Raw genomic sequence first — 13791 nt, 5'->3', positions numbered from 1 at the left:
CATATGTTACGCTTCGTCATCAATCAATGGCGCCGGCAGCGCGGAAAATTCATCCTGACGCTCGTCGGTGCGCTCATCATCAGTGCCGGACTCAGTTTGATGTTTAATTTGACCGATTCGAGTCAAGGAACGGTCGAACAGACATTACAAAAGAAATGGTCGTCTGCGTATGACATCGTCGTACGACCGAAGGGAAGTCAGCTTGCAAGTGAGTCGAATGATTTACTAGAACCGAACTATTTGAATGGCATTAGTGGTGGTATTTCCTTCGAGCAATACGAAACCATCAAGAAAATGAACGACATTGCAATTGCGGCACCAGTCGCCGTGATGGGTTATGCAAGCATCAATGTTAACGTTCCGCAAGTGTTAAACTTTCCAAAAGAAGACGGCGTATATCGGTTAACGACGCAAGAATACGATGACTCGGGTATTAAAAAAGAGCGTCTTTATAATCAGTCCTATCATATTACCCAAGGATTAAAAATTCCTGCTCCAGAGAAGAATACATTCTCTACCAGACCGATAAAAGAGTTTTCAGATCTTACGATGAATCACCTGACACTGCTCGTTGCAATCGATCCAGTTGCAGAAGCTAAACTTGTCGGACTGGATAAGAGTATTATTAAAGATAAAAATTCACGCTATTTTGAAGAAACGGATCAATATCGTAAAGGAGGAAGTGATGGCTCATTCCATTCCATTCCAGTCATCATCGATCCCGATGCCGTGAGCCGTGGTAATTTTTTATTTAAAGTCGAAAAATTAAAGGTACCCTTCTCGACTGACAAAGAACAACAATCGTTTGTCAATCGTCTTGCAAAAGAAGACCTGCACAAAACGTCGTTTAATTCATCTTTAAATGACTACCCAGCAAAAGTTCTACAGACGGAAACAGTCTCCGTCATGGACATGCAACGTATTTTTTTAAATTCATTGAATGGAAAAACGACACGATTCATGAATCGTGACGCTTCTGGCTCCAATGTGACGGGTCTATTCTTTAAAACGAGCCCACTAAAATACAAGACTACTAAAAGTCCCTTTCCTACACGCTGGTCCAATGCGTATGCCGTTGAAACAGCTCCAACAAAATTAAAAAATTGGAGTTTTTCTGAAACTAATGTCCCTACATTCGGTTATCGCTCGATTCAATCGACGGGCAAAAAATTTAACTCGAAAGATCCGGGAATGCTCCCTTACGTCGTACCTTATTTTTCGATGAACATCATCGGACAATATGATGCTGATAACATTCAAGTCTCAAAAGATCCGCTAAATCAGTTACCGATGGAGACGTACAGACCGTCAACGGCTGATTTAGTTCTTGACGAAAAACAACAACCGATCAATCCAGCTCGAAAGATTCAATCGTCTGGAAATCCGGTTGGACTACTGACAAACTCACCACATATTCTAACAACACTTGATGTTGCAAAAGAGACATATGGTGAAAAATCGATTTCGTCGATTCGTCTAAAAATCAAAGGGGCTTCGACCGTCAGTGAAGAGTCAGAACAATTACTCCAAGACGTGAAGCAACAAATCGAGCGAGAAACTGGCCTCATCGCGACGATCACTAAGGGTTCTTCCCCACAACCGGTCGTCACGAAAGTCGTCGAACAAGGCAAAACACTCGGTTGGATCGAACAACCATGGGTTCATATCGGTGCTGCGATGACGATCTTCCGCGAGACGAGCGTCGGGTTCTCCGGTGTCATCTTCGCAATGCTCGCCGTCGCCATCGTTTATGTCCTCGCGACGAGTTATGTCTCAATGCTCGCCCGCCGAAAAGAATTCGCTGTCTTACTCGCACTCGGTTGGCGGACGAAGGACCTCTACAAAATCGTCTTGATCGAGGCGGCGATCCTCGCTGGATTCGTCTCAATAGTCGCCTTGATCGTCGAAGGCATCTTCTCATATGTCCGTAATGAAGCGATGAACGGCTGGAGTCTCCTCTGGATTGCGCTGTTCAGTCTCGTCATCTACCTCGCTGGTGCCGCTTGGTCGGCGTGGACGATTCGCCGCATCTCACCGTACGAAGCGATCAAGACCGGTGAATACGCGAAAGCCGCTCGCGTCGGACTGAAACTTCGTTCGACCGCGACACTCGCACTAAAGGAACTGATCGGGAAATGGAAGCGCAATAGCCTATCCGTCCTCTCAATCGCTCTACCGACGGCACTGCTGACGTTCTTCTTATTCGTGACGTTCCATTTACAAGGTGTTCTCTATACATCATGGCTCGGTCAATTCGTTGCCTTACAAGTCGGTCCGATGCATTACGTGACGATGGGTGTTGCGATCACGATCGCTATCTTAACGACGGGTGAGATCATGTGGCAAAACGTCACCGATCGTAGGGCATCGCTCGCCGTCCTAAAAGCACTCGGCTGGACGAACGGCGCAATCCGACAGTTGATCGTCCTTGAAGGCTTCCTCGTCGGTCTCATCTCCGGAGTCATTGGACTGATTGTCGCCTACTCGACGATTTACGTTTTATACGATCTTGTTCCCTGGAATGAGCCGTTGTTGATTGGCGTATCGCTCGCCCTACCGATTCTGTTCGGTGTCATTGCAGCCTTCATCCCAGCACAACTGGCAGCACGTGTTCAACCGTATCAAGAACTGAAAGATGCATCTTAATATTTGGCGGAGGGGCAACAGACGTTGTCCCTCTCTTCACAGGAGGAAGTCTATGTTACCGACATCGATTTATTCGTTATCAGCAGGAGCGGTCGTCTTGAATGACCAAAACGAGATTCTTTTGATCCAAGGACCGGATCGTGGCTGGGAGTTTCCAGGTGGCATCGTCGAGCCCGGGGAAAGTGCAGCTGACGGTATCATTCGCGAAGTCAAAGAAGAGTCTGGAATGGAGATTGAAATCGTGAAATTTTGCGGCATCTATCAAAACCTTGAGGCGAATGTCTGTGCGACCTGTTGGCTTGCAAAAGCGATTGGTGGTCAACCGCAGACGAGCAGCGAAAGTTTAGCAGTCGGTTTTTTCCCGCTCGAAGAAGTGTTACGACGCGTAACGTGGTCGAACTTCAGCGAACGAATCTTACATATCTTAGATGAACAGTCTCATCCATTTTTCGTAGCCTTTACCCCATAAAAGGAGGAATGACGATGTTCCGTTTTGTCTTAAATCAATGGCGCCGGCAGCGCGGGAAATTCATCCTGACGCTTGTCGGTGCCCTCATCATCAGTGCCGGGCTCAGTTTGATGTTCAACTTGACCGACTCCAGTCAAGGAACGGTCGAACAGACGTTACAAAAGAAATGGTCGTCTGCGTATGATATCGTCGTCCGACCGAAAGGCAGTCAGATGACGACGGAATCAAATAATTTACTCGAACCGAATTATCTCAATGGGATCAATGGTGGGATTTCGTTTAAACAATATCAACAAATCAAACAAATGAATGAGGTTGATATTGCAGCCCCGGTCGCTGTCATGGGGTATGTCATGTCTAATGTTTCCTTTGAAAAAGCGATTAAAATTCCTTCCACACCAGGAATCTATCGTTTTACAGAAACCACTTATATTCAAAACGGCTTCAAGAAGGAGCGACAATCAAAAACTGTGCTTCATCTTGCTCAAGGAACAAAAGTTCAAGTTCCTGAGAACGCTTCATTCATTTCTGAACAAATTGATGGTTTTTCAACGGCTGTCGCTAGAAATCCAGTCCTGATCGTCGGTATTGATCCAAAAGAAGAAGCACGGCTGGTCGGTTTGGACAAGAGTGTGCGTACGACGAACAAATCCCGATACTTCAATTCGACCGACCACCATGAGTCAGATACTGCTAATAATCGAAACATCATCCCGATTTTAGTAAATCCGAACTCCTTTAATAAAGGAAGTTACGACTATGATATCGAACGTCTCGATGCTCCTTATCAAACCGAACAAGATCAGCAAAAACTAATTGATAAGGTCATCAAATCACAACCAAAACGGTCTATTATCGATTCTCCTCTTGCCTCTTATCCCGCTAAGAATATTCAACACCTGTCCATCCCAACCGCTAAAGTAGAAGAAACCTATCTGCGAACGATGGTTGAAAAGACAAACAGCTTACAAACGGATTCTGAATATGCAGAAGGAGGACAATTGGTTTATCAATCCGGTCCTCTTCGATTCCAATCAACGGCTAGTCCGTTTTCAAGCCGATGGAGCACAGCTTTTGAAGTATCCGCGACGCCGACACGAATTTCAGGAATCGGTTTTGATAAGGAACTTATTTCTGATGAAGGGTTTCGTTCCCTCACATCAATGGGACAAAAGGTCAAAAGACCAGAACCGGGCTCATCTAGTATCATCTTTCCATTTTTACAATTTAAAGTCGTTGGTTTATACGATCCTAATAAAATCAAGGTCTCAAAAGACCCGCTGAACGAGTTACCAATGGAAACTTATCGTCCTTCGTCTGCCGATCTTATTTTAGATGCGAAGGGCGAACCCGTCAACCCAGCGAAATCGATTGATACGTCTGGTAATCCCGTCGGACTGTTGACGAGTTCTCCAAACATCCTGACGACGATTGACAGCGCGCGAGCAGTCAATGGAGAACAAGCGATTTCTTCGATTCGTCTTAAAATCAAGGGGGCTTCGACCGTCAGTGAAGAGTCGGAGCGACTACTCCAAGACGTGAAAAAGCAAATCGAACAGAAAACCGGATTGATGGTCACTATCACCAAAGGTTCTTCCCCACAACCGGTCGTCACGAAGGTTCTCGATGACGGGAAGACGCTCGGCTGGATTGAACAACCATGGATCCACATCGGTGCTGCGATGACGATCTTCCGCGAGACGAGCGTCGGTTTTTCCGGTGTTATCTTCGCGATGCTCGCGGTCGCGATCGTCTATGTCCTCGCGACGAGTTATGTCTCGATGCTCGCCCGCCGGAAAGAATTCGCCGTCTTACTCGCACTCGGCTGGCGGACAAAGGATTTGTATCACATCGTCTTGATCGAGGCGGCGATCCTCGCCGGATTCGTCTCTACGATTGCCTTGATTGTCGAAGGAGTCTTCTCGTATGTTCGTAACGAAGCGATGAACGGCTGGAGCCTTCTCTGGATCGCGCTATTCAGTCTCGTCATTTATCTCGCTGGTGCAACCTGGTCAGCGTGGACGATTCGCCGCATCTCACCGTATGAAGCGATTAAGACCGGCGAATACGCGAAAGCGGCTCGTGTCGGACTGAAGCTTCGTTCGACGGTGACACTCGCATTGAAGGAACTGATCGGGAAGTGGAAGCGCAATAGCCTGTCTGTCCTCTCGATCGCTTTACCGACGGCACTGCTGACGTTCTTCTTATTCGTGACGTTCCACTTACAGGGTGTCCTTTATACGTCTTGGCTTGGTCAGTTCGTTGCCCTGCAAGTCGGTCCGATGCATTACGTGACGATGGGTGTTGCGATTACGATCGCTATTTTGACGACGGGAGAGATTATGTGGCAAAACGTCACCGATCGCTGCGCTTCACTTGCCGTCTTAAAAGCACTCGGCTGGACGAACGGCGCGATCCGTCAGTTGATCGTCCTCGAAGGCTTCCTCGTCGGTTTAATTTCCGGCATCATTGGACTGATCGTTGCCTATTCGACGATTTATGTCTTGTACGATCTCGTTCCGTGGAATGAACCGTTGTTGATTGGCGTATCGCTTTCCTTACCGATTCTGTTCGGTGTCATCGCTGCCTTTATCCCAGCACAACTGGCCGCACGTGTCCAACCGTATCAAGAACTAAAAGATGCTTCGTAAACTAAGGAGTTGTACACATGAATTCTATTCAGGCAATATTTCTTGACCGGGACGGAACGATTGGTGGAGATGCCACCGTCCACTACCCTGGAACGTTTGCGTTATTTTCTTACGTTCCTTCGCTAATCGAACGCTTACGTAATCAAGGGATTTTACTGATTGCGTTTACGAATCAACCTGGTATCTCAAAAGGCTTGGCCCGCGAAGAGGATTTTCGAACAGAATTACAGAGCTTCGGCTTTGATGATACGCTGATTTGTCCGCATGCAGCGGAAGATCGCTGCACTTGTCGCAAACCATCACCAAATTTATTATGGCAGGCACAAGCAAAACACGATCTCCGACTCGAGCAATGTGTCGTCATCGGGGATCGCTGGAGTGATATGATGGCTGCTGCGCACGCCGGGTGTATCAAAATCTTAGTTCGAACCGGTGCCGGAGAGAGCTCCATTCGTGATTACGCTGACCGAATGGAACAAGCAAACGTTGACTACATTGCCGACAACTTGACGGACGCGATCGCTTGGCTCGATACGCAAAACTGAATAAACGAAAAGGCGCGCTTCCACAATGGAAGTCGCGCCTTTGTTATTTCTTCGAACGTTTTGGTTGAGAAGATGCGTAGACACTAACCGCTAACACAAATAAGATTGCAAACCATGTCCAAAATGACATGTCATCGCCTCCTTTAAATAATGCGTAGGTACTTTAACTATCTTCTTTTTATTACCAATAAATCCCTGCAATCATTTATTAGCGATTTTTCGTAATAGATAAAGCGCGTAGATGATCGATGGAACAGCCATCGCCATGAGGATGATATGGACACTTCCGAATAACACGTTCATAGCTAGATTAAAATCTGACACTTTTTTTCCTCCTATATTTCAATGGTTCTCTTATATTTATTCTACTATAATATTACATTCACTATATTTTGAACCCTTACAATTATGTAATAATTTTCAATTCTCCTTCATTATGAAGGGATTCACGTTACACTGAACGTACGAAACAGAGGTGAATATGTTGCAATTAACATTTGAGTACATGCCTTATTATTACGATGATGATCTTCAATTGATTCCAAATGATTTTTCAGACCCTGATAATTTGCGCTTCGTCATCGAACAAGACTACACGTCAGCTTTTAGCATCTTTACGAATCCAGACGATGAATCCTCCTCGTTTGAAAGTTCATTTCTTGAGCAGTGGTTTCATCGATTACAAGCTTTCCCACTATTCGTCTGTGTAGAGGTGAATCGTTATGTCGAAGAAGAGTTTGAAGCGTTATGTCGCTTTTGTTCAATTACATATAATGATTTAACACCACTTGCGGACAAACGTTTCATCGTCGCTGAACTGAAGCATGTTACCGATTTTCAACACCTGTATTCTTACTTACATTCCCACGCGAGTTGGAATGATCTTGTCATCTGGTCGACCAAACCAAATGTCTTCCGGATTGAATACCGAACGCACTACTACTCCGAAAGACCAGAAAAAACGGTCATCGTCTTCATGCAGGAAAACATGTCTATCTTTGCGTTCAGCTACGATGCAGATGTCGTGAATATTGTCTCGAATCAACCGTTTTTTGAGACGGCCGATCGCCTGTTTAATACCTTACCCGACTTCGTCGTTCCGACCTTAGTTGACGATACAGAAGACGTACAAGAAAAGGAGTGAATCCTTTGGATCCTTTAACAAAACAGCTAATTGAATACATTCTCGAGAAGTATCAGTTAAATGATTACATTCTCTATGAGTCATCTTACGCTCGACACAAAATAAACGACCAAACCGTTTACTCTTTTGAAACGTTTTGGATTCCGCGAGGTGCATATGTTATCGAGGAAGAGGATGGCACGATGCTTCCCGAAGGAACCGTGCAGATTACGATTGACCCTGTTACGAAACGAACGACGACGTTATCCTTACACGGTCCGACCTCGATTCATTCCGTTCCGAACGATTTACGTGATCCAACCACTCGGATGGCTTGGATCGAATCAGAGACCGACATGATCCATGGTACGCATTTTATGGTAGAAGAAGAAAACGACACTTTTTTTAGTTATGTGAGTTGTCATGAAGGGATTCGGCTGTCTCCCGGTTGTTTCATTCATCTGACGTTAACGGACAACGGTCAACTCGATGAGTTGTTCCTATACGGTCCTCATCCGCTTGATCATCATGTGAAACAGGAACCTTTCGCCTTAACGCTCGAGGACATCGAATCGCTAACTAAACAACAACTAAAATGGTTCTCCTATACAAAACCAGGACATCAATACGCGCATACCGTCGTCGAGACGTTCGTGACGCAAGAAGGGTCTATCCTTGTGCCTAGTAAACTGGATTTCACGTCGTCACTCGATCGAAATGACATCTTAACGTGGACAAATCCGTCTTCTTCAATTCTCAAACGCCATCCTATCCAATCAGCAGTAAGCGTGACAGCAGAGGATGTGATCACGCAATCCGAACATCCTGATTTTCGTCCGATCCAGCAAGAGACGGTGAACGCCTGTCGAATTACGATTCAAGAAATCGTCCAAAACGTCTACCCTAGTGAATCAGGACAATGGGCGATTCGTCACATTTACCGGCAACATCCCTACCTTGCTGTCAAATTGTCACGCGCGCATCCGACGTCCTATGTTGAGCAGCATCGGCGCGTCACGATTCTCCTTGACGAAAAGACGCTTCACTGGATTAGCTTGACCGACGATCAGGAACTCCATACCGTGTTCGATTCCGTTAGCGCACCGGAGCTCGAGGATGAGCAGCAAGACATCATCTTCAACGCATTACGTCCGTACCTTTTACTCACGCCGCGTTATGTGTTTGCCGCTTCAAAAGGTCAATACGTTCTTTGTGGCTTACTTGACTCGAACCATGCTTACTTACCGGCAACAAATGAAGTCGTTTTATTGCGCAATCTATAAAGTGAAGATAGATACGAAGGAGTGAACGAGTTGCATCCATTAACGAAAGATTTAATCTCCCATATTCAAGATAAATATCAACTGAGCGATTATGTTTTACATGAAACTTTCTATCGCCGTGAAAAAATTCGTGGTGAAACGCAATATTCGCTTGAGACGTGTTGGTTCCCCATCAATCACGGCCCTTGGTCTGAAGACGAGAGTTATCCAGACGGTACGATAGAGATTCAAGTCGATACAGCTACACGACGAACGACATCAATCAACAAACATGGTGATGTCACAATTTATTCTCTTCCAGAGGACTTGCGTGATTCAGACACACAAACTTCCTGGCTAGAGCAAGAATTAGGAATGACGTTCGACCAGGAGTTCATGTTACTGAAGCACCAAGATTCGCTGTATCAGTATGTCAGCTGCCAAAACGGAATTCGCCTCTTCCCTGGTTTTTTCATTTCGCTTGAATTGACGGACGACGGAGCGCTTGATTTTTTCAGTGTGTATGGAACCCCCGCCCTGAGCAACAATTATCCGACTGAATCGTTTTCACTGTCACCTGTTCAAATCACACCGATCATTACAGAACAGATACGGTTCTTTTCAGCTCCTGGTGATCAACAACGAATACAGGCGCATACAATCGAGGAAATCTTTGTTTCTCAAAACGACTCGCTCACGTATCCCTTTAGTGATCCAGACACTTCGTCCGTTGCCATGAATGAGATCGTGACATGGGACAAACCATCTACGTTCTCCTACACGCGCAAATTGATTAAACGGAGAGACGCCGTCACGGCACGCGATGCCGAAGCTCAAACGCCACACCCGGATTACCGACCGTTGACCGATGGGACATTGATGACTTGTAAGTCAATTGCTGTAGACCTCATCGCTGCGGAGTATCCTGAGGAGTTAGGAGCGTGGACGATTCAGGAAATCTATCGGGATTTTCCATTCATTAACGTGAAAGTACGCCGGACACATGACGACCCAAATCTCGCTCATAAACGTCGTTTGACGATTCTCCTGATTGAAGAAACTTATGAAGTCAGCCTAATCGTTGATAACGAGTCGATTATCGCGCTCTACCATGACTCGTCACAACCGTTGCCTAATAGCGTGCCCAAAGAAGCCATACGTGACGCACTCATGCCTTATCTGACATTAAAGCCATATTATGTCTTCGACCAGGCGCTCGATCAGTACGTCCTCTGCGGACTACTCGACTCCGTTCATGCTTACTTACCGGCAACGAACGAAGTCGTTTTATTGCGCGACTTATGAGTTAGTTCAGCCATTGATCTATCCGATTCCTTATTGCTTTTGGAAGAACGAGTCGTCTCAGCTGTTCCAGTCGCTCATGGTCCACTTCCTGTTTCGTGAGATACTGTTCAATCATCGCGCCCTTTTGTTCCCGTCCTGGAATCAGTTGATAGATGACGTACCAATCGATGAGTGCCATGAACGATAGTCCAGCTGAATCGATTGATTGTTCATCAAACGGATAGATGAACACGCCCTCACCATGACGAATCTGCAGTCCGCTCATCAAATCGATATCGATTCCTTCGATGATAAATTCCTGGAACACTTCCGTCGCATAAAGTGACGTCTCGTCTTGTTCAACGACAGTTCCCATCTCAGATAACAATAGGACTGCCCGTTCGGCGTCCGCTAACGCGACGACGAGATCGATGTCGCGCGGAGTGACAGCAGTCCATGATGGTGTAACAATAATGAACCCCCGATACCAAAGTGAATCTGTTCATGCTGCAAACACGCGACGACTTTTTCTAACACTTGCTCAAGACTCATCGCCGGAACCCCGCTGCTCGAAACGGTCCTTCCATCGAAATCGTAAAGATGATTCGCGCAATTTCATCCGGCGATGTCTCGTTTGGATGGCTTAACCAGGATTCGATGACACCGAGATGGGCGGCTGAGAGATAGGCAATGAGATAATTTTCTGGAACGAGCCGTTCTCCTTGTTCCGGTAGTCCCGAGAACAGAATTTGTTGCATGTAATCACGGACCCGCTTCCGAAACATCCCGTCACTCGTCGGACTGAGTAAGATCCGCATCAGCGTCCGGTGTTCATAAAGAAACGTTAGAAACGGGATGATTCGTCGGTATGGTGAGTCCTCCGTTTTGTTGATCAGGACGAATGGAATCTCGCGTTCGAACGTCGCTTCGATCTTTTCAAAAACCTCATTCGTCATCCGCTCGAGCAGTTCGTATTTATCCGCGTAATGATGGTAGAACGTCCCGCGGTTGACTTCCGCCCGTTCCGTCAACAACTTAATCGTCACGGCGTCAAAACCAACTTCGTCGATCAGCTGAAGGAACGTCTCACGAATCCTCCGGTCAGTCCGGATAACGCGTAAATCCTGTTTTTTCATCGAAATCGCCTCTTTCTTCAACATTTTGTAGAAATCTGTCGCTTAAGCGACAGATGAACGTTAACTGGTCATTGCTCCCAGTTTCTCTCCCTTTTATAATGAAATTAATCAACACGTTGTTCAATAATTATTTCATAAAAGGAGGGAGAATACGATGGATTTACGATTACATGGTGTATCAAAATCATTTCATCAACAGAACGTTCTCCAACAGATTGATCTTTTGATTCCGTCCGGTGAAATTTGTGGCTTACTTGGTCCGTCAGGTTCCGGTAAGACGACGCTGATTCGTTTAATGATTGGTGCGATTCAGGCGGACGCAGGAACAATTCAGATTGGTGACACTTCGATGCCAAGCTTCAAGATGTTATCGCAGATTGGTTTCATGCCACAAAACGATGCTTTGTATGAGGATTTATCGGGGCTTGCGAACCTACAGTTTTTTGGTTCCCTATACAACATGTCCCGTCAGGATTTAGCAAAACGCATCGAGGAGGTCTTGACACTCGTCGATTTAACGAATGATCAAAAAAAGCTCGTTCGCCATTATTCCGGTGGGATGAAGAAACGATTGTCCCTCGCCATCTCAATCCTGCATCGTCCGAGCGTCCTATTTCTGGATGAGCCGACCGTCGGGATCGATCCCGTGTTACGTCGCCAGATTTGGAATCAATTCCAAGCGATTCGTGCGCAAGGTACGACGATCGTCGTCTCGACCCACGTCATGGATGAAATCAACGAATGCGACCGGGCAGCATTGATCTATAACGGTCGGATCATCGCCTACGATCCGCTCGATCGTTTGCTCGCACAGACTGAAAACGGTCAGGTCGAGGAACTGTTCCTGCTCGCTGGAAAGGACGTGACGTGATGTGGCAACTCGCACGACGGGTCATCCGTCAAACGTTGAACGATAAACGAAGCGTCGGACTGATTTTGCTTGCTCCATTATTAATCTTCACCTTGATCTATTTCCTACTTGGAAACGATGACTACACGCCAGTCGTCGCCATCAGTCAAGATGTACCGACTCCAGTCTCACAAGCGATCGAAAAACAGGATCTGTCGCTTAAAACGTATAACGGCAGCGATGCTGACGCCTATCTCAAGGACCATGAAACGGTCGACGTCGTCTTAGATATGAAAGACAATCAGCTAGCGTTGAACCTCCGTGAACCTTCGACGAAAAGTTCCAAAGCGTTACGCGAAATTCAAGCTGGACTGGCATCGCTGCAACCGACGATGCAACTCGAGACGAACTATCTGTACGGAGATGTTGATCAATCGACCTTTGATGCGCTTGGCTTCGTCTTTTTATCGCTGTTCTCATTCTTCTTCGTCTTCATCTTGTCAGCAATGGCACTCGTCAAGGAACGCAGTGGCGGCACGCTCGAGCGGTTGATGATGACACCAATTCGCCAAACCGACGTCATCTTCGGCTATACGCTCGGTTATAGCGTCTTCGCTTCCATCCAGGCAATTCTTGTCGTCCTGTACGCGACGACCGTTCTTGACTTACCATCTGAAGGCTCGATCATCTGGGTCTTTCTGACGATGCTTGGACTTGCCGTCGTCGCAGTCTTGTTCGGCGCAACGATTTCAATCTTTGCTCAGTCTGAGCTGCAGGTCGTCCAGTTGATTCCCTTTACGATCATTCCACAGATCTTCTTCTCGGGTTTGATTCCGCTCGATCTGATCCCGTACGGACTCGGTAACATCGGATATATCACCCCAATCTTCTACGGAGCGAGTGCGATCAAAGAGGTGCTCGTCTACGGCAACGGGTGGTCAAGCATCTGGCCGTACTGGCTCGGACTATTCCTTTATGGAGCAGCCTTGTTCTTGTTGAACATGCTTGCTCTTAATAAGTATCGCGGACACCAAAAAAGACACGGCTGATTACACAAGCCGTGTCTGATTTTGCTCAAGCTGTTCAAGGAAAGCAGTCCGTCGAGAGGGATCGAGTGTCTGTTCCGGAATATCAGCATATCGAACGAGTTGATAGATCTCATGCGGAACCGTGACCTCTAAACGTGTTAACCACTCCGTCAGCGTTTCATATGTCCGCCGTTGTTGCACTGGAGCAAGTGACCGATTGAACGCGTGCACCGCTTCACGAATTTTTGAATCAAGCATACTGTCTTCTGACGAGGACTCGGCTTCAGGCGTTAGCGGAAGCGATAGAGCGGTTCGTTTCGGTTGATGCTTTGATGGAAATGACCACTTCATACGGTTGAATCGTTGTCGACGATACAGGTAGATGATGACTAGAGCGACAATCCAAGGAGTCACACGTACGATTTGATTGATCGCATCTGTCAAGAAACCTTTCCCTAGCTCAACCGGTTTTTTCTTTTTAGGTTCCTTCCGATAACCTTCGTGCCCGCTTTTGGAAGAATTCGGTTGATTGATGATGTGCCCTTCTTTCACATAGATGACTTTTTTAGTCGGTAAGATCTTGCCCGGAATATATACCCAGTTTCCTGTCGATTGATCAATCGGTGGATCAATCAATGCTTGATACGATAGTTTTACACCCATGACGCCTAAAAATAGGACTAGGCACGTCAAAAAAGTCATTCCAATGATTCGATGTCTCATTTCATCCTGCACCTCCAAACCGAATTGAAATCAGTGACACAAGACCTTTTCCCATATGTTACCATGAAAGGAGG

14 protein-coding genes are annotated in these 13791 nt (G+C 46.4%); 9 read left to right on the top strand and 5 right to left on the bottom strand.

Going from position 1 to position 13791, the window contains the following annotated elements; genetic code table 11:
* Positions 1-3: 3 nt before the first annotated feature.
* From AYO36_RS06390 to AYO36_RS06375, 4 genes are read left to right on the top strand one after another with little or no spacing between them, the layout of a single operon-like run.
* Positions 4-2646: an ABC transporter permease gene (locus tag AYO36_RS06390; RefSeq protein ID WP_064299822.1), complete on the top strand. Its 2643-nt coding sequence runs from the start codon at positions 4-6 to the stop codon at positions 2644-2646.
* A 52-nt stretch (positions 2647-2698) separates the two neighbouring features.
* Positions 2699-3115 carry an NUDIX hydrolase gene (locus tag AYO36_RS06385; protein WP_064299821.1) on the top strand — a complete coding sequence of 139 codons (417 nt, stop codon included), beginning with the start codon at positions 2699-2701 and terminating at the stop codon, positions 3113-3115.
* A 14-nt stretch (positions 3116-3129) separates the two neighbouring features.
* Complete coding sequence (locus AYO36_RS06380; protein ID WP_064299820.1) at positions 3130-5766, top strand: ABC transporter permease; 2637 nt, start codon at positions 3130-3132, stop codon at positions 5764-5766.
* Between the two features lie 17 nt (positions 5767-5783).
* Entirely contained in the window at positions 5784-6311 is a 528-nt protein-coding gene (locus AYO36_RS06375) for an HAD-IIIA family hydrolase (RefSeq protein WP_064299819.1), read from the top strand.
* 201 nt (positions 6312-6512) lie between these two features.
* Here the strand turns inward: AYO36_RS06375 and AYO36_RS17120 are convergent, their stop codons facing one another.
* A complete protein-coding gene (locus tag AYO36_RS17120; protein ID WP_255359375.1) occupies positions 6513-6635 on the bottom strand; it encodes a hypothetical protein in 123 nt (40 codons plus the stop codon).
* A gap of 157 nt (positions 6636-6792) precedes the next feature.
* On the opposite strand from AYO36_RS17120, the gene AYO36_RS06370 reads away from it, so the two are divergent.
* From AYO36_RS06370 to AYO36_RS06360, 3 genes are read left to right on the top strand one after another with little or no spacing between them, the layout of a single operon-like run.
* The gene (locus tag AYO36_RS06370) at positions 6793-7455 is read left to right on the top strand and encodes a hypothetical protein (RefSeq protein WP_064299818.1); all 663 of its coding nucleotides are present in this window, start codon (positions 6793-6795) and stop codon (positions 7453-7455) included.
* Positions 7456-7460: 5 nt separating this feature from the next.
* A complete protein-coding gene (locus tag AYO36_RS06365; RefSeq protein WP_064299817.1) occupies positions 7461-8717 on the top strand; it encodes a hypothetical protein in 1257 nt (418 codons plus the stop codon).
* Between the two features lie 30 nt (positions 8718-8747).
* Positions 8748-10001, top strand: coding sequence for a hypothetical protein (locus AYO36_RS06360; protein ID WP_064299816.1), 1254 nt, complete (start codon positions 8748-8750; stop codon positions 9999-10001).
* Position 10002: 1 nt separating this feature from the next.
* Here the strand turns inward: AYO36_RS06360 and AYO36_RS06355 are convergent, their stop codons facing one another.
* From AYO36_RS06355 to AYO36_RS06350, 3 genes are read right to left on the bottom strand one after another with little or no spacing between them, the layout of a single operon-like run.
* Positions 10003-10368: a hypothetical protein gene (locus tag AYO36_RS06355; RefSeq protein WP_156501828.1), complete on the bottom strand. Its 366-nt coding sequence runs from the start codon at positions 10366-10368 to the stop codon at positions 10003-10005.
* Between the two features lie 23 nt (positions 10369-10391).
* Positions 10392-10532 (bottom strand): hypothetical protein, encoded by a 141-nt coding sequence (locus tag AYO36_RS16745; protein ID WP_156501827.1) that lies wholly within the window; start codon positions 10530-10532, stop codon positions 10392-10394.
* Positions 10529-11116, bottom strand: coding sequence for a TetR/AcrR family transcriptional regulator (locus tag AYO36_RS06350; protein WP_197484507.1), 588 nt, complete (start codon positions 11114-11116; stop codon positions 10529-10531). Before AYO36_RS06350 ends, AYO36_RS16745 begins: the two co-directional genes overlap by 4 nt.
* Positions 11117-11270: 154 nt before the next feature.
* On the opposite strand from AYO36_RS06350, the gene AYO36_RS06345 reads away from it, so the two are divergent.
* Together AYO36_RS06345 and AYO36_RS06340 are read left to right on the top strand one after the other, a co-directional pair.
* Positions 11271-11987 carry an ABC transporter ATP-binding protein gene (locus tag AYO36_RS06345; RefSeq protein WP_064299813.1) on the top strand — a complete coding sequence of 239 codons (717 nt, stop codon included), beginning with the start codon at positions 11271-11273 and terminating at the stop codon, positions 11985-11987.
* Positions 11987-13015: an ABC transporter permease gene (locus tag AYO36_RS06340; RefSeq protein WP_064299812.1), complete on the top strand. Its 1029-nt coding sequence runs from the start codon at positions 11987-11989 to the stop codon at positions 13013-13015. The genes AYO36_RS06345 and AYO36_RS06340 overlap by 1 nt, the downstream gene beginning before the upstream one ends.
* On the opposite strand, the gene AYO36_RS06335 is transcribed toward AYO36_RS06340, so the two are convergent.
* Positions 13016-13717: a hypothetical protein gene (locus AYO36_RS06335; protein WP_064299811.1), complete on the bottom strand. Its 702-nt coding sequence runs from the start codon at positions 13715-13717 to the stop codon at positions 13016-13018.
* Between the last annotated feature and the right edge of the window lie 74 nt (positions 13718-13791).

Origin of the sequence: Exiguobacterium sp. KKBO11, from assembly GCF_001644945.1 — a bacterium.
Taxonomy (GTDB): domain Bacteria; phylum Bacillota; class Bacilli; order Exiguobacteriales; family Exiguobacteriaceae; genus Exiguobacterium_A; species Exiguobacterium_A abrahamii.
This window is presented reverse-complemented; position numbering and strand designations above follow the sequence as displayed.

What these genes read in the sequence shown, in the direction of transcription:
- AYO36_RS06390 (WP_064299822.1), top strand. Translation starts at nt 4, where the DNA reads ATGTTACGCTTCGTCATCAATCAATGGCGCCGGCAGCGCGGAAAATTC.
- AYO36_RS06385 (WP_064299821.1), top strand. Translation starts at nt 2,699, where the DNA reads ATGTTACCGACATCGATTTATTCGTTATCAGCAGGAGCGGTCGTCTTG.
- AYO36_RS06380 (WP_064299820.1), top strand. Translation starts at nt 3,130, where the DNA reads ATGTTCCGTTTTGTCTTAAATCAATGGCGCCGGCAGCGCGGGAAATTC.
- AYO36_RS06375 (WP_064299819.1), top strand. Translation starts at nt 5,784, where the DNA reads ATGAATTCTATTCAGGCAATATTTCTTGACCGGGACGGAACGATTGGT.
- AYO36_RS06370 (WP_064299818.1), top strand. Translation starts at nt 6,793, where the DNA reads ATGTTGCAATTAACATTTGAGTACATGCCTTATTATTACGATGATGAT.
- AYO36_RS16745 (WP_156501827.1), bottom strand. Translation starts at nt 10,532, where the DNA reads ATGAGTCTTGAGCAAGTGTTAGAAAAAGTCGTCGCGTGTTTGCAGCAT.
- AYO36_RS06350 (WP_197484507.1), bottom strand. Translation starts at nt 11,116, where the DNA reads ATGAAAAAACAGGATTTACGCGTTATCCGGACTGACCGGAGGATTCGT.
- AYO36_RS06345 (WP_064299813.1), top strand. Translation starts at nt 11,271, where the DNA reads ATGGATTTACGATTACATGGTGTATCAAAATCATTTCATCAACAGAAC.
- AYO36_RS06340 (WP_064299812.1), top strand. Translation starts at nt 11,987, where the DNA reads ATGTGGCAACTCGCACGACGGGTCATCCGTCAAACGTTGAACGATAAA.
- AYO36_RS06335 (WP_064299811.1), bottom strand. Translation starts at nt 13,717, where the DNA reads ATGAGACATCGAATCATTGGAATGACTTTTTTGACGTGCCTAGTCCTA.